The following is a 21,016-nucleotide window of genomic DNA, read 5'->3' as shown; positions in this document are numbered from 1 at the left end:
TAGCTGTACCGGGTCACCACGTTGGTTGCAGTCGGCTGATGGGCGGTAGGCCGCCGAGTGCGTGGTGGCGTCGTTGAGTGTTGTAGTACTGCAGCCAGGACGCAAGGGCTGCGGCGCGCTGGCTGTTGGAGGTAAAGACACGTCGGTAGGCCCATTCGGTCTGCAAAGTGCGGTTGAGGCGCTCTACCTTGCCGTTCTGCCAGTGCGGTTTGATGAAGACTTGGCAGATTCCCAGTTCGACGCATACCTGGCGCAATGAGTATCGGTAGGCCCAGGCGTTGTCGGTCATGACGCGCTCGATGGTCGCGACGCCGTGGCGGTGGAAGTACTGGGCGGCACGGCGGAGAAATGCTGCGCAGGTCGGGCCTTTCTCGTCGGGCAGTACCTCGCTGTAGGCCAGCCGGGAGTAGTCATCGACCAGCGAGTGCACGTAGTCGAATCCACTGCCGTGCTTGCGGTCTCGATTTTCGCCTCCGCCGCGGCCGAGGGCGCGCCATCCGCCGCCGTCCGGGATACGCCCCAGCTTTTTGACGTCCATGTGCACCAGCTCGCCGGGCCGGGTCCGTTCGTACCGGACCGCGGTGGCCTTCGAGGACCGGATCACCATCCCGGTCATAGGGTCACAGTCACGCAGGTAGGGAATCCCTCGCCGGCGCAAGACGCGCGAGACCGTGCGGGCGCTGACTCCCAATTTCGCGCCGATATCATCGGGGCCGCAGCGATGGCGCCGACGCCAGGCCACGATCTGGTTCTCCAGCACCCGGCAGGTCCGATTGGGCATCGTGTGCGGCCGCGAGGATCGGTCCAGCAGGCCGGCTTCACCCTCGGCATCGAACCGGCTGGTCCAGGTGTGTACGCACTTGCGTGACACTCCCATTGCGGTGGCGATATCAGCTTTGGCCCATCCCTCCCGATACCGCCGCACCATCAACAGGCGGCCATGAAAGGTGGTGCGGGCATTACGGTGGGACACGAGAACCTCCGGACGGTAGTGGACCTAGACAAGCCACACCCCACCCGGGGGTTCTCCTCACATCAAGCCGACACGCCTGCCACCAACGTCATGTCCCGGTACACCTAGCCGAGGACGATTATCGGTAACGGCCGCGATATGGCCGCCGCCACCCAACACCTGTTCAACAAACTCCTCGGCCAGCTGCATCACTGCCTCCAACACCGACAGAGCTTCGAGGAAGCCAAGCCATTCCCAGCCTCGCCCCTCAAGCCATGGGAGTCGCCTTTACATGAGTCGTTCGATCATCAACGCAGCCAGCTGCCTACGCGCGTGTGCCGGGACTATCGCAGTAAGGGTGTAAACGGCCTGATCGATCCCGGTGTGTCGGAGTCGGAAAGGTCGTCTGATGATGACCGAGACTGTCGTGGCTGCGGAGCCACCGCAGAATGCTGAAGAAGCCGCCGCTGTGGCGGCGATCAATCCCCGACGCCCGGGACGTCGACGCGCTCGAAGTTGCCCGGGAGTTGGTGCGCCAGGCCCGCGAAGCGGGCGTGGCGTTGACCGGCCCGGGTGGGCTGCTCGAGGCGATGACCAAGACGGTCATCGAAACCGCTCTGGACGAAGAACTGTCCGAACATTTGGGTTATGACCGCCACGACCGGCAGGTTATGGAAGTGGCGACTCCCGCAACGGAATCCGCAGGAAGACGGTCCTCACAGATGCCCGCGTCCAGGTCGAGATCGACGTGCCCCGGGACCAGGTAGGCACGTTCGAGCCGCAGCTGGTCAAGAAGCACCAGCGTAGGGATATTGCACGGTTGGCGCGGTTGGGGGATACCTACGCCAACGCCTCACCGGATTTGTTCGACTTCCTCAACAACGCGGTGATCACCTCGCGCACGATCAATGCGCAGCAAAAGGATTTGGATCAGGCGTTGTTGTCGGCGGCCGGGTTTGGCAATACCGGCGCGGATCAGTTCAACAAGGGTGGGCCGTACCTGGCGCGTGGGGCCGCCGACCTGGTGCCGACGGCGCAACTGCTGGACGCCTACCTCACGGAAATCTACTGCCTGATGCGCAACGAACACGATGCGTTGGCCGCGACGGGTGCCGCCGAAGGCGGCTTCAACGCCCACTCGCTGAACATGAACACCGGGGCGCTATCTGGATTGGGGCTGGTCGCGAACCCGCGATCGTTGGTCGCCTTCGCCGCGCTCACACTGGGGCTTGGCGCTACGCCCGGCCTGGTCGGCGGGCCACCCAACCCCTACATCTACCCGGAGAATCTGCCGCGGGTGAACGCTCGTGGTGGGCCCGGGGATGCGCCGGGATGCTGGCAGCCGATCACGCATTATTTGTGGCCGGCACCCGAGCTGATCATCGACTCCGGCAACAGCATTGCGCCGTACAACCACCTGGACACTGGATCGCCGTATGCGATCGAGTACGTCTGGGGCCGCCAGGTCGGCGACAACACGATCAACCCGTAGCGTCTTCGGGCACAGGAAGTGCCGCGTAGCTCAACGCTGTTACGCTAAAAGCCTTGTTAGAAACGGTAATTCGCTCGGTTCCGTGATCAGCACACCGCGGCCCATAAGACGGCTATTCGGCATGTGTATGCCCCGCCGTGCAACTTAGGTAAGGCTACCGTAAGCTCACTTTCTGGTGGGCGCCGTTGCCTCGATCGATGGCGGAGCCACTGGTCGGTCGGTAACGAGCTAGAAGGGTTTCGCGCATGCGCATCGTTTTCTTCGGGTTCCAGACCTGGGGCTATAGGACTTTGAAGGCGCTCATCGAGACGGACCATAACGTCTTACTGGCCGTCTCCCACCCCTCAAGCGAGGAATCGTACAAGGCGATCTGGTCGGCGCCGGTCGACGACCTCGCGCGTAAGCACGGTATCCCTCTGCATCTCACCGAGACGGTTGACGCCGAGACCATCGACCTGGTCAAGCGCGTGGAACCCGACGTCGTCGTCGTCAACAGCTGGTATTACCGGATGCCGGCGGAACTGTATGATCTGCCTCTGCACGGAACCCTGAACTTGCACGATTCGTTGCTCCCGCGCTTCACCGGGTTTTCCCCGGTGCTGTGGGCGTTGATCAGTGGCGAGTCCCAATTCGGGTTGACGGTGCACCGGATGGACGACGGGCTGGACACCGGGGACATTCTCGTCCAGCGATCGGTGCCGATCGGCCCCACCGACACCGGCACCGAATTGGTGCTGCGAGGCATGGATCTGATTCCGGATGTGCTGGAGGAAGCGCTGAGTGCACTCGAGTCCGGCACCGCGGTCTGGCGGCCCCAGAACAAGGCCGAGCGGACGTACTTCCACAAGCGTTCGGAGCGCGACAGTTTGATCGACTGGAATTGGTCGGCCGGCGATCTCGAGCGGTTCGTCCGCGCTTTGTCCGATCCGTATCCCCCCGCGTTCACCTTCTACCGCGGGGAGCAGATCGAGATCCTCGAGGCGCGTGTCTCCGACGCCGGCTACGGCGGAACGACGGGCCGGGTGATCGTCCAGGAGGAGGGCGGCGTCGTGGTCTGCGGACCCGACGCCCATCGCGGCCGCAACCGCGGCCTGGTGATCACCCGCGTCCGTTCCGCGGACGGCGTCGAGTGCGGCGGGGAGAAGTTCTTTCGGCGAGGCGGCTACCTGACCGGCCGGCCATGAGAAGTTGCCTTCTCCCGACTGACTCCGTCTGTCAGCAATCCGTCGATGGCTACCCGGACAGGATAGACGCCAGGCTGCTCTGGATCGGCGGAGTCTGCGGTCTGGCCAGCATGATGGGGCAGCTGGACGGTACCGCGGTCGCCGTTGCTCAACGGACCTTTGTCGCCGAATTCGGGTCAACTCAGGCGATCGTCTCGTGGACGATGGGCGGCTATATGTTGGCGTTTGCCGCCGTGGTCCCGGTAACCGGTTGGGCAGCCGACCGATTCGGCACCAAGCGGCTCTTCACGGGTGGTGTTTTAGTCTTCACGCTGGCGTCACTGCTGTGCACGATAACTCCGAATATATTGCTGCTCATCAGTTTTCGTATGCTCCAGGGATGCGGAGGCGGCATTATGACACCGCTGTGCTTTGTGATCTTGGCCCGCGAGTCGGGTCCAAAGCGGCTCGGCCGCCTGGTTGCGCTAGGAGCAGCTCCCTTCTTGCTCGGCCCTATTGGAGGGCCGATCCTGGGCGGGTGGTTGATCGGCACCTATGGCTGGAAGTGGATCTTCCTGATCAACCTGCCGATCGGGCTGAGCGCCTTCGCACTCGCGGCGGTGATGCTTCCGAAGGATCGTCCCCTGCCGTCGGAGGCACTCGACGTGACCGGCATGCTGCTGCTGTCATCCGGCATGGTGACTTTGCTGGCTGGGGTATCATCCATCCCGGGACATCGCACGATCGCCGATCACCATGTGCTGATCCCCTCAATTGCCGGCCTGGTATTGATCGCCGCCTTCATTATTCACGCCTGGCGCCGGACAGATGCCCCGCTCATCGACCTGCGATTGTTGAAGAACCGCGTGGTCAGACAGGCCAACGTGACGTTGCTGATCTTCGCGGCCACTTATGTGGGCATCTTGTTGCTTGTCCCAAGCTATTTCCAGGTCGCGCTGCACCAGACGCCGATGCAGTCGGGGATGCACTTGATCGCAATGGGGATCGGCATCCTATTGACCACACCCTTCGCCGGGGCATCTATGGACAGATCCGGGCCGGGCAAGATCGTGCTGATCGCCTTCCCCCTGATGGCAGCAGGCCTGGGCACCTTCGCCATCGGAGTCGTCCGACAAGCAGACTACTCACCGACGCTGCTGGCCGGACTGATGCTCATGGGCATGGGTGTGGGCTGTGCCGCGACGCCACTGTCGGCGGCCTGCGTGCAGCCGTTGGCGCCGCATCAGATCGCTCGGGGCACGACGCTGCGAAGCGTCAACAATCAGTTGGGCGGCGCCGCTGGAGCCGCGTTGATGACGGTGCTGTTGACGGCTCAGTTCAATCGCCACGAAGATGCAGTGCCGAGGAACTACGCGATGGTGTTTTTTGTGGCCGCCGCACTGGCGATTGTCGCGATCATCGCGGCGACATTTCTGCCAGTGGAATCGGCTAGAAAATACGATGCAGCACCATCCATTTGATGATTCCAGTGGCGGCTTCTGTCGGTCGTATCGACTGTGACATAAGGCGGCCCAACGATGCCAACGTCGCGAGTCGTCCACACGCTCGCCCAACTAGAAAGTTCGTCGTCAGATGCTCAACTACGGTACGCAACCAGACCTGCTGGGGCCGTTGACCATCGCGCAACGCGCGATATGGGCCGCCCAAGAACTTCGGCCTGAAGTCCCGTACAACTTTGCCGGGTTCCTCGCGATCGATCACGATGTCGACCCCGAAAAGCTCATGGCCGCTTGTGAATCGGCGGCCACCCGATTCGGCTCACCGTGCGCGCGGGTAGCGCTGGTCGATGGCGAGCCCGTCTTTGTGCTCGATCACTCGATTCCGCAAACCCTGAACACTCTTGATCTGCGTGCCGAGCCCGACCCGGTCGCAGCCGCCTGCAGCTGGATGGATGAGGACTACCGCCGGCCGGTCGACCTGGTCCGTGACCGGCTCACCAACTTTGCGCTGCTGCGGATCGCCGACGGTCTGTCCTACTTCTACCTGCGCACCCACCACGTTCTGCTGGACGGGTATGGCACCAACAATTTCATCCGGCACATCGCGGACGTCTACTCCGGGGCGCCGGCACAGACCGGCGAAGTCGATTTCTCGGGGTTCGCCGTAATCCGCGACGCGGATCTGAAATACCAACGGTCTTCGCGCAGCGCTACCGACGCCGAGTACTGGAAGACCGTCGTGCGCGGGCCGCTGGAAGTCGTCGACCTGGCGGGCACGCAGCGGTCGGTGCCGCCACGCCATCAGTTGACGCGCGAGTTGGAGTGCACGCATCGGCTCGCGGAGAATCACCGGTTCGACGTTGCCAGGGTCGTTGTGGCGATGGCCGTATTCATCGCGAAAACAACAGGACGCCAAGAGATCTCATTGTCTCTTCCGGTGTCGGCGCGCACCACCGCGGCGCTGAAAAAGTGTGCGGGCATGGTATCCAACATGGTGCCGCTGGTCATCCGTGTCGAAGACACCGACACCATCGGCGCACTGACCGACCGGGTCGGCACGGCCCTGGTCGGTGCGCTGCGCCACCAGCAGTTCGGGGGTTTCCCGGACATCATCGGAGACGGGGCCCGTCTCGACACGAACGTCGAGTTCGGGCCGGTGATCAACGTCCTCGGCTTCGCGGAACCCATTCACTTCGGGCCCTCGCTGGCGACGTGCACCGTATTGACCAACTTCCCGATCCAAGACATCGCGCTCAGCGTCTACCCGCAGCTGGACGACGAAGCGCCGCAGGTTCACTTCGGATGGAATCCCGACCGCTATACCGACGACGAAATCGCAAGGCACATAACCCGTCTGGAGTCACTTTTCGACCGCCTTCTGGCGGCGGATCCCTCGGAGGCGCTGGGCGAGGTGTCGTTGCTGGATCACGGTGAGCGTGACCAGGTCACCTCGGCCTGGTCCGGCGCCGGTGCATCCACACCGGTGGGGGTGGCGCCGCAGCTGTTGGCCGCGGCGGTTTCGGCCGAGCCCGACGCGGTGGCGGTGGTCGACGGTACCCGGAGGTTGTCGTATCGCGAGCTCGATGAGTCCTCGACACGGCTGGCCAGGGCGCTGATCGAGGCTGGGGTCGGCCCGGAGTCCGCGGTGGGCGTGGCGATGGATCGCTGCCTGGAACTGGTCGTGGCGTGGTGGGCGGTGCTCAAGGCCGGCGGCGCGTATGTGCCGCTGGACCCGGCGCATCCGGCGCAGCGCATCGCCACGGTGCTGGACACGGTCGCGGCGTTGTGTGTGCTGACCCGCGGCGGCGACACCGTGGCCGGTGTCGGGTCGCGCCCAGTGCTCGCCGTCGACGGCCTGGACATGTCCGGGCGGTCGACGGCCCCGATCACCGACGCCGACCGGCTCGCCCCGCTGCGGGCGGACAACACCGCCCACGTGATCTTCACGTCCGGCTCCACCGGCGTCCCCAAAGGGGTGGCGGTGAGCCACGCTGGTCTGCACGGGGTAGCCGCCCACCACCGTGCTTTCGGGCTGACCGGTGGCGCGCGGGTGCTGATGGTGGCCGCCCCGACGTTCGATGTGTCTGTCGGCGAGTTGCTGCTGGCGGTCGGGGCGACCGCGACGTTGGTGGTGGCACCACCGGAGGCCTCCGCCGGCGAAGCGCTGACCGCGCTGCTGCGCGACCAGCAAATCAGCGCGGCGGTGCTCACCCCGACGGTGCTCTCGTCGCTGGATCGCACCCGGCTACCCGATGTGCGGACGCTGATCGCGACCGGGGAGGCGTGCCCGGCAGAGCTGGTCACCACGTGGGCACCGGGCCGGCGGATGTTCAACGCCTACGGCCCCACCGAGGCCACTATCTGGGCTACCTGCAGTGCACCGCTTGCGCCGGGACAGCCGGTCGGCATCGGTGCGCCCATTCCGGGGGTGCGCGCCCTGGTCCTCGACGCGCGCCTGAGCCCGACCCCGGTCGGGGTGGTCGGCGAGCTGTACCTGAGCGGCCCCGCCCTGGCGCACGGTTACCTGGGCCGGCCCGAACTGACCGCGGAGCGATTCGTCGCCGATCCCTACGGCGGCACCGGAACACGGATGTATCGCACCGGGGACCGTGTGTGCTGGGGCCCGGACGGGCGACTGCGCTACCTCGGACGGGCCGACGGGCAGGTCAAAATCCGCGGACACCGCATCGAACCCGGCGAAGTGCAGGCCGCGCTGGCCGCACTGGACGGCATCACGGCCGCGGTGGTGATCGCGCGCGAGGACCACCCCGCTGCCTTGCGTCTAGTCGGATACGTCACCGGCAGCGCCGACCCCGCCCAGCTCCGTACCCGGCTCGGCGAGCGGCTGCCCGCCTACATGGTCCCGTCGGCGATCGTGGCGATCGACGCGCTGCCGCTGACTGCCAACGGCAAGCTCGACGTTCGCGGGCTCCCGGCGCCCGAATACTCCGCCGGGACATACCGGGCCCCGGGCGACGCGGTCGAAGAGATTCTGGCCGGCATCTATGCCCAAGTCCTGGGCGTGCAGCGGGTGGGGATCGACGACTCGTTCTTCGACTTGGGCGGCGACAGCATCATGTCGTTGCAGGTGGTGACCCGCGCGCGGGCCGCAGGCGTAATGTGCCGCCCGCGTGACGTTTTCGTCGAGCAGACCGTGGCCCGGCTGGCCCGGGTCGCCACGATGGCCACCGGCGATGATCACGTGGCCGACCCGGGCGTGGGTGAGGTGGTCGCGACCCCAATCATGCGGTGGTTGCATAACATTGAGGGCCCGGTCGATCAGTTCAACCAGACAATGCTGGTGCAGGCCCCGGCCGGGGTCAGCGAGGCCGACGTGGTGGCGGTCCTGCAGGCCCTGCTGGATCGGCACGCCATGTTGCGGTTGCGCGTCGGCGACGATGGCGCCGGGGAATGGTCGCTGTCGGTGCCCGACGCGGGCTCAGTGGACGCCGGCGGATGCGTGCGGTCGGTCAACGAACTCTCCCGTGAGGCGATCATCGACGCGCGGTCGCGGCTGAATCCGGGCGCCGGGGTGATGCTCAGCGCGCTCTGGGCGGCAGGCACCGGCCAGCTGCTGTTGATCATCCACCACCTGGCCGTCGACGGGGTTTCCTGGCGAATCCTGTTAGAAGACTTGAACATCGCGTGGGCCCAGCATCGCAGCGGGCAGCCGATGTGTTTGCCGCCGGGCGGCACTTCCTTTGCCCGGTGGTCCTCGCTGCTGGGTGAGTACGCGCGCGGCCCCGAGGTGGCGGCCCAGGCCGACGCGTGGCGCCAGGTCTCGGCCACCCCGGCCGCACTGCCGACGGTTCGACGCATCGATACCCATGCCAACGCCGGCAACCTGTCGGCGCTACTCGACGCCGAGACGACCCGCATGCTCCTCGGCGATGTCCCCGCGGCGTTTCACGCTGGCGTGCAAGACATTCTGTTGATCGCATTCGCGCTGGCGGTCGTGCAGCTTTCGGGCAACACCAAGGCGCCGATAGGTATCGACGTGGAGGGCCATGGGCGCCAGGAGGAGCTGAGCGCCGATGGCGACCTATCCCGCACGGTGGGCTGGTTCACCGCGAAATACCCGGTGGTACTGCACGCCGGTGGCCTGCATTGGGCGCAGGTGGTCACCGGTGAGGCCGCACTGGGCGCGGTGATCAAAGAGGCCAAAGAACAGCTCCGCCTACTGCCCGACGGCCTTACCTATGGGCTATTGCGCTACCTCAATTCCGATGTCGACCTGGGTGATTGCGACCCCGTGCTCATGTTCAACTACCTGGGCCGACTGGCCGGCACGGCCGAGCTCTCCGAAGAAGTATGGCGGCCCAGCCTCGACAGTTTGTCGGCCACCGCCGTCGCAACCGCGGTGCCCACGCCGCTGACCCACACCGTGGCACTCAACGCCGGCACCCTGGACAGCGACGCCGGCCCGCAGCTGCACGCCAACTGGACATGGGCGACCTCCGCGCTGGATCACGCTCAGGTAAACCGGTTGAGCCAGTTGTGGTTTGAGGCGCTGACCGGGATCTGCGCACACGTGCGCCTCGGCGGGGGAGGTCTCAGTCCGTCGGACGTGGCCCCCGCACGTCTGACCCAGCAGCAGATCGACGAACTCGAACGGCACGACCGCGTTGCCGACATATTGCCTCTCACCCCACTTCAACAGGGACTGTTCTTCTACGCCACAACCGCCCCACCCGGCGGCGTCGATCTGTACGCCATTCAGCTGAACATCGGCATAGCCGGCCCACTCGACCCGCACCGGCTGCGTGCCGCGGTGCACGCCGTGGTCAACCGCCACCCTAACCTGGCCGCCCGCTTCTGTCCGGAAATCGACCCACCCGTGCAGATCATTCCCGCCGAACCCGCGGTGCCTTGGCGCTACGTGGATTTCGATGGCGACGCCGGGCTCGGCGATCTGGTCGCACGATTGTGCGCCGACGAGTGCGTCGCGGTCTGCGACCTGACCAATCCACCCGTCTTCCGGGTGGCGTTAATCCGCACGGCCCCAAACCATTACCGGTTCGTGCTCACCAACCACCACGTGGTGCTCGATGGTTCGTCCCTGCCGATCCTGCTCCAGGAAATCTTTGCCGCCTATCATGAACAGCGCCTGGCCGCGCCGGTGCCGTACCGCAGGTTCGTGACCTGGCAGGCCGGCCGACACCTCGATTCCGCCCAGGCGGCCTGGCGAGACGTGCTGACCGGCTTCGATACACCGACGCTGGTGGGCTCCCCGCACCGGCAACGGCCGGGGTCGCGAGGCATGGAATCGTACCGGCTCTCCGAGCAGACCACCCGCGCGCTGCACCAACTGGCACGGGCGCACCACACCACCATCAGTACCGTGCTGCGGGCAGGCTGGGCGCAGCTGTTGATATCGCTGACCGGACAGCGCGACGTGGTCTTCGGTGCCGCGGTCTCGGGGCGCTCAGCCGACCTGGTCGGGGTCGAATCGATGGTGGGCCTGCTGATCAATACGGTGCCGGTGCGGGCGCAAGTGACGGCGCAGACTACTATCGCTGACCTGCTGAGCCAGCTGCACAACGCCAATCAGCACACGCTGGATCACGAACACCTGGCGCTGTCCGAGATTCACCGCATCACCGGCCACGACCAGCTGTTCGACACCCTGTTCGTCTACGAGAACTACCCTCTCGACGCGGCGGCCTCGATGGAACTCGGCGACCTGGCCATCACCGAGTTCACCAGCCACGAATCCACCCACTACCCATTGACCCTACAAGCCATACCAGGCCCCGGGCTGGCGCTGGGCATCCAATACGACTCCGAGTTGTTTGATGCGGGAAGTGTTGGGGCTCTGGCGGATCGGTTGGAGCGGGTGCTATTGGCAATGACGGCGGATCCGTTGCGGCGGTTGTCGACGGTGGACTTGCTGAATACCGACGAGCATGCTCGGCTGGCTGAGTTCGGCAATCGCGCGGTGTTGAGCAAGGGGGTGGCCGGGCCGTCGATACCGGACTTGTTCGGCGCGCAGGTGGTCCGTACGCCTGAGGCGGTGGCGATCAGTTGTGGTCAGGATTCGTGGACGTATCGCGAGGTTGATCTGGCCTCTAATCGCCTGGCGCGCTTGCTGGTTGGGTTGGGCGCCGGACCGGGTCAGTGTGTGGTGGTGCTGTCTTCGCGATCGGCGGAGGCGATCGTCGCGATCTTGGCCGTGCTGAAGTCCGGAGCGGCGTACTTGCCGATCGATCCCGCGGTGCCGGATGCGCGGATCGAATTCGTGCTCGGTGATGCCGCACCCGTCGCTGCGGTGACGACCGCGGAGTTGGCTCCGCGGTTCGACAGGTACGGACTGTCGGTGGTTGACGTAAACGATCCTGGCATTGCTGCCCAGTCCAGTGCGGGATTGGCGGTGCCGGCCGGTGATGACATCGCCCACATTGTGTACACGTCGGGGACAACAGGCGTGCCCAAAGGTGTTGCGGTCACTCATCACAACGTGACGCAGTTGCTGGAGTCGCTGCACCTGGGTCTGGCGTCGGGGCCCGGACAGGTGTGGTCGCAGTGGCACTCCTATGCATTCGACTCCTCGGTGTGGGAGATTTGGGGCGCGTTGTTGCACGGGTCTCGGCTGGTGGTGGTGCCCGAGTCGGTAGCCGCTGTGCCACAATACTTTCAGGCCTTGCTGACCGCCGAACGAGTCAGCTTCCTGACCCAGACTCCGTCCGCCGTATCAGCGCTGTCTCCAGAGGCATTGGGGTCGGTGACGTTGGTGGTCGCCGCCGAGGCGTGCTCGGCGGAGTTGGTGGATCGGTGGGCGCCGGGGCGGGTGATGTTCAATGCCTACGGGCCGACCGAGACGACGATGGTGGTGACGGTCAGTGCGCCCTTGGCGGCCGGTTCGGGGACGCCGCCGATCGGTGGCCCGGTGGGCGGGGCGGCGTTGTTCGTGCTCGACGGGTGGTTGCGGCCGGTCCCGGTGGGTGTGGTCGGCGAGTTGTATGTGGCGGGTCAAGGGGTAGCCGCTGGATACGTGGGTCGGGCCGGGCTGACCTCGTCGCGCTTTGTGGCATGTCCCTTCGGAAGTCCTGGGACGCGTATGTACTGCACCGGGGATTTGGTGCGTTGGCGCCCCGATGGGCAGCTCCAGTATCTGGGGCGCGCCGATGAGCAGGTCAAGATCCGTGGGTATCGCATCGAGTTGGGCGAAATCCAATTAGCGCTAACCGAATTAGATCATGTGAATCAGGCGGCGGTGATCGTTCGCGAAGATCGCCCCGGTGACAAGCGTCTGGTCGGGTATGTCACCGAATCGGTGAGCGGTGCGCTGGATGCTGGCGCCGCGCGCACCCGACTGGGTGAGCGGTTGCCGGCCTACCTGGTTCCGGCCGCCGTCGTGGTCGTGCCGGCGCTGCCCCTGACGGTCAATGGCAAACTGGACAGCCGGGCGCTGCCGGTGCCGGAATATCGCGACGCCGCATACCGCGCCCCGTCGAACGCCGTCGAGGAAATCCTTGCCGGCGTCTACGCTCACATCCTGGGACTCGACCGCGTCGGCATCGATGACTCCTTCTTCGACCTTGGCGGAGATTCCCTGTCCGCAATGCGGCTGGTCGCCACCATCAACAAAACCTTGCACACCGATCTGACCGTGCGCATCCTCTTTGACGCCCCCACCGTCGCCCAGATTGCGCCCCATCTCGGTAAGCACGGGAGTGGATGCGAGCCGTTGGTAGCCGGTGAACGGCCCGCGTTGGTTCCGTTGTCGTTTGCCCAAAGCCGGTTGTGGTTCCTTGGCCAGTTGCACGGGCCCTCACCGGTTTACAACATGACGGTGGGGCTGCGGCTGCGCGGGTGTCTGGATGCCGATGCGTTGGGGGCCGCACTAGTGGATGTGGTGGGTCGCCACGAATCGCTGCGCACGGTATTCCCGCACATCGACGGTGTGCCGTACCAGGAAGTCGTGTCACCGCAGCGGGCGGAGCTGGGCTGGGAGGTTGTCGATGTCAGTGGCTGGTCCGCGGCCCGTCTGGAGGAGGCCATCGACGGTGTAGCGCGCTACGCGTTCGACCTGGCGGCCGAAACACCGTTACGTGCAAAGCTTTTCGGGATCGCCAAAGACGAGCATGTGCTGGTGGCCACCGTGCACCATATCGCCGCCGACGGGTGGTCGATCACGCCGCTGGTGCGTGATCTGGGGGTGGCCTATGCCAGCCGTTGTGGCGGGCAGGCCCCCGACTGGGAGCCGCTGGCGGTGCAGTACGCCGATTACACGTTGTGGCAGCGTGCCCGGTTCGGGGATTTCAACGACAGCGACGGCCCGATCGCCGACCAGTTGGCCTACTGGGAAAAGGCTCTGGCTGGAATCCCCGAACGCCTGGAGCTACCGACGGATCGGCCGTATCCGCCGGTAGCCGATTATCGGGGCGCCAATGCGGTCGTGGAGTGGTCCGCCGAAGTGCAGCGGCGGGTGCGCGCGCTGGCCCGTGAGCATGACGCGACCAGTTTCATGGTGATGCAGGCCGCGCTAGCGGTGCTGCTGGGCAAGTTATGCGCGACTAGCGATGTGGCGGTGGGGTTCCCGGTCGCCGGGCGGCGTGACTCCGCGCTGGATGAACTGGTGGGCTTCTTCGTCAACAGACTGGTGTTACGGGTCGAGGTGGCCGGTGATCGCAGCGTGGCCGAAGTGTTGGCCCAGGTTCGCTCGCGCAGTCTTGCCGCTTACGAGCACCAGGACGTGCCCTTCGATGTATTGGTGGACCGGCTCAATCCGACCCGATCGATGGCCCATCACCCGCTGGTCCAGGTGGCCTTGGCGTGGCAGAACCTTCCCGGGCAGCACGACGACCCGGCTGCGGGACTCGCTTTGGGCGATCTGCACATCACCCCGATGCCGCTGGACACTCACACCGCCCGGATGGACCTGACCTTCTCGCTGGCCGAACGGTGGAATCAGGCCGGTGAGCCCGCCGGGATTTCCGGGACGGTGGAATTCCGCACGGATGTGTTCGACGCGGAAAGCATCGAGACGCTGATCACCCGGTTGGAGCGGGTGGTGACGGCGATGACGGCGGATCCCACCCGCCGGTTGTCCTCCATCGACGTCCTCGATGAGCTCGAACACGCGCGGTTGGACGAGATGGGCAATCGCGCGGTGTTGACCCAGCCTGTCGTCAGCGTGTCGATACCGGAACTGTTTGCGGCACAAGTGAACCGCACGCCCGATTCGACGGCGCTCAGCTGCGCCGGCCGCTCGATGACCTATCTCGAGCTAGACGAGGCCGCCAACCGATTGGCGCACCTCTTGGCCGGCCAGGGAGTGGGACCGGGTCAGGCTGTGGCGCTGCTGTTTTCGCGCTCGACTGAGGCAATCGTCGCCATCCTGGCCGTCTTGAAGACCGGGGCTGCGTACTTGCCCATCGATCCCGCGGTCCCCGATGCCCGGATCGGGTTCATTCTCAGCGACGCCGGGCCGATCGCCGCAATCACCACCGCCGAGTTGGCCGGCCGGCTGGACGGATACAACCTGCAGGTCTTCGACGTCGACGCGCCGGTCGACGCCCAGCCCAGCTTCGCGCCACCGGTGCCGGCTGCCGAAGAAATCGCTCACATCATTTACACGTCGGGCACCACCGGCGTCCCCAAAGGCGTTGCGGTCACTCACCGCAACGTCACCCAACTAATGGAAGGGCTGGACGCCGGCCTGGCCGCACCGGGACCCGTTAAGGTTTCAGCGCAATGGCATTCCTACGCATTCGATGCCTCGGTCCGCGAGATCTGGGGTGCGTTGCTGCACGGCGGGCGGCTGGTGGTGGTACCCGAGGCAGTAGCGGGATCACCGGAAGAGCTGCGCTCGCTATTGATTGACGAGCAGGTCAGCGTGTTGAGCCAGACCCCCTCTGCTTTGGCGGCGTTGTCGCTTGACGGTCTGGGATCGACCGCGTTGATCGTGGGCGGCGAGGCTTGCCCGGCCGAATTGGTGGATCGGTGGGCGCCGGGGCGAGTGCTAACGAACGCTTACGGCCCAACCGAAACCACTGTGGATGTCACCATCAGCGCTCCGCTCGAGGCCGGGGACGCGATGGTGCCGATCGGCGCGCCGGTGGCGGGCGCGGCGCTGTTTGTGCTCGATGCGTGGTTGCGGCCGGTGCCGCCCGGCGTGGTCGGTGAGTTGTATGTGGCCGGTCGCGGCGTGGGCGTCGGCTACCTGCGCAGGGCATCGTTGACCGCGTCGCGATTCGTGGCATGCCCGTTTGGAGCGCCCGGCGCGCGCATGTATCGCACCGGTGACCTGGTGCGGTGGCGCGCCGATGGGCAGCTGCACTACGTGGGGCGTGTCGACGAGCAGGTCAAGCTGCGCGGGTATCGCATCGAGCTTGGTGAAATCCGCACTGCGCTAGCCGGTTTGGACGGCGTGGACGCCGCAGCGGTCGTCGCCCGCGAGGACCGCCCCGCCGCCTCACGTCTCGTGGGCTACATCACCGGCACCATCGACCCGGCCGCCGCACGTGCCGAGCTGGCCAAGCAGCTGCCGGCCTACATGGTTCCGGCCGCGGTCGTGACGATCGAGGCGCTGCCGTTGACGGTCAACGGCAAACTCGACAAATGCGCCCTCCCGGCACCGGAATACCACGACGCGAAGTACCGGGCACCGAGCAATGCCGTCGAGGAAATCCTGGCCGACACCTACGCCGAGGTCCTGGGCCTGGACCGCGTCGGCATCGATGACTCGTTCTTCGACCTGGGCGGCGATTCGCTGACCGCGATGCGCCTCATCGCCGCCATCAACAAAACCCTGAATACCCGCCTTGGTGTGCGCACCCTCTTCGACACACCCACCGTCGCCCAACTGGCGCCCAGGGTCCGTACGGACGGGGGCGCACCGGAGCCGTTGGTGGCCGGCGAACGGCCCGCCGTGATCCCTTTGTCGTTCGGTCAGAGCCGATTGTGGTTCCTCGACCAATTTTACGGCGGCTCACCGGTTTACAACATGGCGGCGGCCTTGCAGCTGAGCGGCCGCCTCGATGTCGGCGCGCTAGGCGCGGCGCTGGCAGACGTGGTGGCCCGGCACGAATCGCTGCGCACCGTGTTTCCGCATCGCGACGGTGTGCCTTACCAGGAAGTGGTGGCGGCCGAGCGTGCGGACTTCGGCTGGGAGGTCATCGATGCCACCGCATGGCCGCCCGCCCGACTGGATGAGGCCGTTGGCGCTGCCGCGCATCACTTGTTCGAGCTGGGAACTCACATCCCCTTGCTCGCAAAGGTTTTTCGCGTCGCCGAGGACGAGCATGTGCTCGTCGCCACCGTGCACCATATCGCGGCCGACGGCTGGTCGGTGACCCCACTGGTCAGCGATCTGGGGGCTGCGTACGCCAGCCGGTGTGCGGGGCAGGCCCCTGGGTGGGCCGCATTGCCCGTCCAATACGCCGACTACACGCTGTGGCAGCGCGCCCACCTCGGCGATCTCGAGGACCCCAGCAGCCCCATCGGAGTCGCCCTGGCCTATTGGCAGGAAGCGTTGACGGGGATGCCCGAGCGGCTGCAGCTGCCCACCGATCGGCCCTACCCGTCGGTTGCCGACGACCGCGGTGCGAGCGTGGCCGTGGAATGGCCGGCGGAGTTGCAACAGCGGGTGCGCGCGGTGGCCCGCCAGCGCAATGCCACCAGCTTCATGGTCATCCAGGCGGCCCTCGCAGTGATGCTCTCCAAAATCACTGCGAACAACGATATTTCGGTGGGATTTGTAATCGCGGGTCGCAGTGACGCCGCCCTCGATCAGTTGGTGGGCTTCTTCGTCAACACCTTGATACTGCGTGTCGATCTGGGCGGCGACGTCACCGTCGCCAACCTTTTGACCCAGGTTCGGACCCGCAGCCTGGAGGCTCTTGAACACCAGGACGTGCCCTTCGAGTTGCTGGTGGAGCGGCTCAACCCGATCCGGTCGCTTAGCCACCACCCCCTGGTCCAGGTGTCGATGACCTGGCAGAACCTGCGTGACCACGACAACGATCCCGCCGCGGCCCTGGGCTTGGGTGACCTGCGGATCACCCAGTTACCGCTTAAGACCCGCACGGCGCGCATGGACCTGACATTTTCGCTCGGCGAACGCTTCACCGAGGACGGCGAACCCGCCGGAATCGGCGGCGCGGTGGAATTCCGCACCGATTTATTCGATGTGGAAAGCGTTGGGGCGCTGATTGATCGGCTGGAACGCGTTTTGGTGGCGATGACGGCCGATCCGTTGCGGCGGTTGTCGTCGGTGGATGTGCTCGATACCGCCGAGCGTGCGCGCCTCGATGCGCTGGGCAATCGGGCGGCGTTGGGTGAGTCGGTGGTCCGGGTGTCCGTTCCGGAGTTGTTCGTGGCGCAGGTGGCTCGTACCCCGGAGGCGGTGGCGGTCAGTTGTGCCGGTGCCTCGATGACTTATCGGGAGTTGGACCAGGCTGCTAATCGGTTGGCGCACTTGCTTGTTGATCATGGCGCGCGCCGCGGTGAGTGCGTGGCGGTGTTGTTCGAGCGTTCGGTGCCCGCGATCGTGGGGATTTTGGGCGTGCTCAAGTCGGGGGCGGCGTATTTGCCGATCGATCCGGCGGTACCCGATGCGCGGATTGAGTTCATGATTGGCGATGCCCGCCCGGTGGCGGCGGTGACGAGTACGGGATTGGCGGCGCGGTTCGACGGGCACGATGTGCGGATCATCGATGTTGCTGACCCCGCGCTAACTACCAAGCCGTGCACAGGGTTGCCGTTGCCTGCTGCCGACGACCTCGCCCACATCATCTACACCTCGGGTACGACCGGCGTCCCCAAGGGAGTGGCGACCACTCACCACAACGTCACGCAGTTGTTGGGGTCGCTGCACGTGGGGTTGCCGTCGGGGCCGGGTCAGGTGTGGTCGCAGTGGTATTCGTATGCCTTCGATGCCTCGGTGGAAGAGATCTGGGGCGCGTTGTTACACGGGTCGCGGTTGGTGATCGTGCCAGAATCCGTAGCTGCGCTGCCAGAAGACCTGCAGGCCTTGCTGATTGACGAGCACGTGACGGTGCTGCATCAAACCCCGTCGGCGGTCTCGGCGCTGTCACCGCAGGCGTTGACGTCGATGGCGCTGGTGGTGGCCGCTGAGGCATGCTCGGCCGAGCTGGTGGATCGGTGGGCGCCGGGCCGGATCATGACCAATGCCTACGGGCCGACCGAGACCACCATGTGTGTGGCGGTCAGTCCACGACTGAGCGCCGGGGCGGGGGCACCGCCGATCGGTGCGCCGGTGCCCGGGGCGGCGTTTTTCGTCCTCGACTCGTGGTTGCGACCCGTGCCGGCGGGCACCGTGGGTGAGTTGTACGTGGCCGGGCGCGGACTCGGCACCGGCTATCTGCGCCGGGCGGGGCTGACCGCATCGCGGTTCGTGGCGTGCCCGTTCGGGGCCCCCGGGCAGCGCATGTACCGCACCGGGGATTTGGTGCGCTGGGGCGCTCATGGACAGTTGTGGTATCTGGGCCGCATCGATGAGCAGGTCAAAATCCGTGGGTACCGCATCGAACTCGGCGAAATCCAGACGGCGCTAAACGGTTTGGATGCCGTGGATCAGGCCGTGGTGATCGTGCGTGAGGACCGCCCCGGTGACAAGCGCCTGGTTGGTTATGTCACCGAATCGGTGCCGGGGGCACTCGACATGGTCGCCACGCGGGCGCGGCTGCGAGAAGGGTTGCCGGCCTACATGATTCCGGCCGCCCTGGTGGTGATCGAGGCGTTGCCCTTGACGGTCAACGGCAAGCTGGACACGCGCGCGCTGCCGGCACCGGCCTACCGCGACGCAGACTACCGGGCGCCGGGCAACGACATCGAACACATCCTCGCCGACACCTACGCCGAGGTGCTCGGCCTGGACCGCGTCGGGATCGATGACTCCTTCTTCGACCTCGGCGGCGACTCCCTATCCGCAATGCGCCTCATCGCCACCCTCAACAAAACCCTGCACACCCACCTGACCGTGCGCACCCTCTTCAACACCCCCACAGTCGCCGGCCTGAGCCAACAGGTGGACAAACACGCCGACGATCCGCGCTTCGTGTCCGCGCACGGGCCCGACGCCACCGAGGTGTACGCGACCGACCTGACGCTGGACAAGTTCATCGACGCCACCACGCTGGGCGCCGCGCCGTCGCTGCCGGGTCCCAACGCGGAGGTACGCACCGTCCTGCTGACCGGGGCAACCGGGTTCCTCGGCCGCTACCTGGTGCTGCAATGGCTCGAATGGCTCGAACTGGCCGACGGAAAGCTGATCTGCCTGGTGCGGGCCAAGCCCGACGAGGAAGCCCGCGCGCGTCTGGAGAAGACCTTCGATACCGGCGACCCGCAGCTGCTGCGGTATTTCCGGGAATTGGCCGAGAACCATCTGGAGGTCATCGCCGGCGACAAGGGCGAAGCCAATTTGGGATTGGATCAACAGACTTGGCAGCGGCTTGCCGACACGGTCGATCTGATCGTCGATCCGGCGGCCGTGGTCAACGGCGTCTTGCCCTACAGCGAGCTATTCGTGCCCAACGTCGTCGGGACCGCCGAGCTGATCCGATTGGCGCTCACCACCAAGCTCAAGCCCTACACCTACGTGTCGACCGCCAACGTGGGCGATCAGATCGCGCCGTCGGCGTTCACCGAGGACGCCGACATCCGGATCATCAGCCCCAGCCGGAAGAACGACGGCAGCCGCGTCAACGGCTACGGCAACAGCAAGTGGGCCGGTGAGGTGCTGCTGCGGGAGGCCAACGACCTGTGTGGGTTACCAGTCGCGGTCTTCCGCAGCGGAATGATTCTGGCCGACACCACCTATGCTGGCCAGCTCAATCTGTCCGACATGGTCACCCGGATGGTACTCAGTGTGGTGGCCACCGGCGTTGCACCGCGTTCATTCTATCAGCTTGACGCCCAAGGCAATCGGCAACGCGCGCACTACGACGGGCTACCCGTGGAATTCGTCGCCGAGGCCATAGCCACCTTGGGCACCCGGGTCGGCCGGGAATCGTCGACGGGGTACCAGACCTACCACGTGATGAATCAGCACGACGACGGCATCGGGCTCGATGAGTACGTCGACTGGCTGATCGAGGCCGGTTATCCGATCGAGCGCATCGATGACTTCAGCGAGTGGCTGCACCGGTTCGAGGCCGGGCTGCGCGCCCTGCCGGATCGACAGCGCGAGCATTCAATTCTGGGGGTGTTGCTGTCGAGGAATTCCCATTATTTGCAGCCGGCGGAGCCGATCTCGGGTCCCGTTGCGCCGACCGATCGGTTCCGTGCCGCGGTCCAAGACGCGAAAGTTGGCCCCGACAACGACATTCCGCATGTCTCGCCGACCATCATCATCCAGTACGTCATCGGCTTGCAGCTACTCGGGCTGCTGTAGCGGCCCCGCTCAAGCTTGGAAGGCCGCCTCGGGCCGGTCGGTGGATTTCACGTCGCGCCCGGCGCCGACCGACACGGAGGCGGCCTCACCGCGCGCCAGGCCCACCGTCGCGACGATCACCACCGCCGCCGCCGCGAGGACCGACCACTGCCACCAGCCGCCGACCGCCAAGGTTTCGCCGAGCACGATGCTCCCGAGGATCCGCCACAAAGATGAGAGAATGGCCTCCGCTATCTCGATGAGAATCCCACAGAAGCCGCGGCTAGAGGAATCGCCACCCGCTCGCAGAACGAGAACGTACGCGTCGAGACCTCCATACAGAACAGACCTGCTGCGCGGACCCGAGCGCACTCCTACGCCAGCCATAGGTGCGATATGTACGTCGTCGTTCCTGGGATGCCCGAAATGAGATACACATCGCACTGTCGATCTGAGACGCAACAGTCTGAAATCGCAAAGAATATACAGGGGTAACTCCGATGAACTCGACACGAAGATGGGCCAATAGACTAAACCGAAGTTCCCCCTGATGTGTTGACGGGTGGGTGTTGACCTGCGGTTTTGGGTTGTCTACTGACTACATGTAGCCCA

General features: G+C 65.5%; 4 protein-coding genes and 2 pseudogenes. 4 read left to right on the top strand and 2 right to left on the bottom strand.

Translation table 11 applies throughout. The features are described 5' to 3' along the window. Positions 1-13: 13 nt before the first annotated feature. Positions 14-973: an IS481 family transposase gene (locus AWC17_RS21785; RefSeq protein ID WP_046183014.1), complete on the bottom strand. Its 960-nt coding sequence runs from the start codon at positions 971-973 to the stop codon at positions 14-16. A 388-nt stretch (positions 974-1,361) separates the two neighbouring features. Between AWC17_RS21785 and AWC17_RS33625 the strand changes: the two are divergent. The 4 genes and pseudogenes from AWC17_RS33625 to AWC17_RS21760 all read left to right on the top strand — a co-directional run bounded on the left by AWC17_RS33625 (position 1,362) and on the right by AWC17_RS21760 (position 20,425). Continuing rightward, positions 1,362-2,444: pseudogene (locus AWC17_RS33625) on the top strand (MCE family protein). A 245-nt stretch (positions 2,445-2,689) separates the two neighbouring features. Beyond that, a complete protein-coding gene (locus tag AWC17_RS21770; protein ID WP_046183013.1) occupies positions 2,690-3,628 on the top strand; it encodes a methionyl-tRNA formyltransferase in 939 nt (312 codons plus the stop codon). Further along, a complete protein-coding gene (locus AWC17_RS21765; RefSeq protein ID WP_047322836.1) occupies positions 3,625-5,088 on the top strand; it encodes a DHA2 family efflux MFS transporter permease subunit in 1,464 nt (487 codons plus the stop codon). The genes AWC17_RS21770 and AWC17_RS21765 overlap by 4 nt, the downstream gene beginning before the upstream one ends. Positions 5,089-5,200: 112 nt before the next feature. Then, the gene (locus AWC17_RS21760; RefSeq protein ID WP_052742735.1) at positions 5,201-20,425 is read left to right on the top strand and encodes a non-ribosomal peptide synthetase; all 15,225 of its coding nucleotides are present in this window, start codon (positions 5,201-5,203) and stop codon (positions 20,423-20,425) included. Positions 20,426-20,434: 9 nt separating this feature from the next. Here AWC17_RS21760 and AWC17_RS21755 read toward each other — a convergent pair. After that, positions 20,435-20,626: pseudogene (locus AWC17_RS21755) on the bottom strand (DMT family transporter); the annotation flags it as partial. Positions 20,627-21,016 lie beyond the last annotated feature (390 nt).

It is taken from the genome of Mycobacterium nebraskense, assembly GCF_002102255.1.
Taxonomy (GTDB): Bacteria; Actinomycetota; Actinomycetes; order Mycobacteriales; family Mycobacteriaceae; genus Mycobacterium; species Mycobacterium nebraskense.
This window is presented reverse-complemented; position numbering and strand designations above follow the sequence as displayed.

Coding starts and splice junctions, on each gene's coding strand:
- AWC17_RS21770 (WP_046183013.1), top strand. CDS start 2,690: ATGCGCATCGTTTTCTTCGGGTTCCAGACCTGGGGCTATAGGACTTTG.
- AWC17_RS21765 (WP_047322836.1), top strand. CDS start 3,625: ATGAGAAGTTGCCTTCTCCCGACTGACTCCGTCTGTCAGCAATCCGTC.
- AWC17_RS21760 (WP_052742735.1), top strand. CDS start 5,201: ATGCTCAACTACGGTACGCAACCAGACCTGCTGGGGCCGTTGACCATC.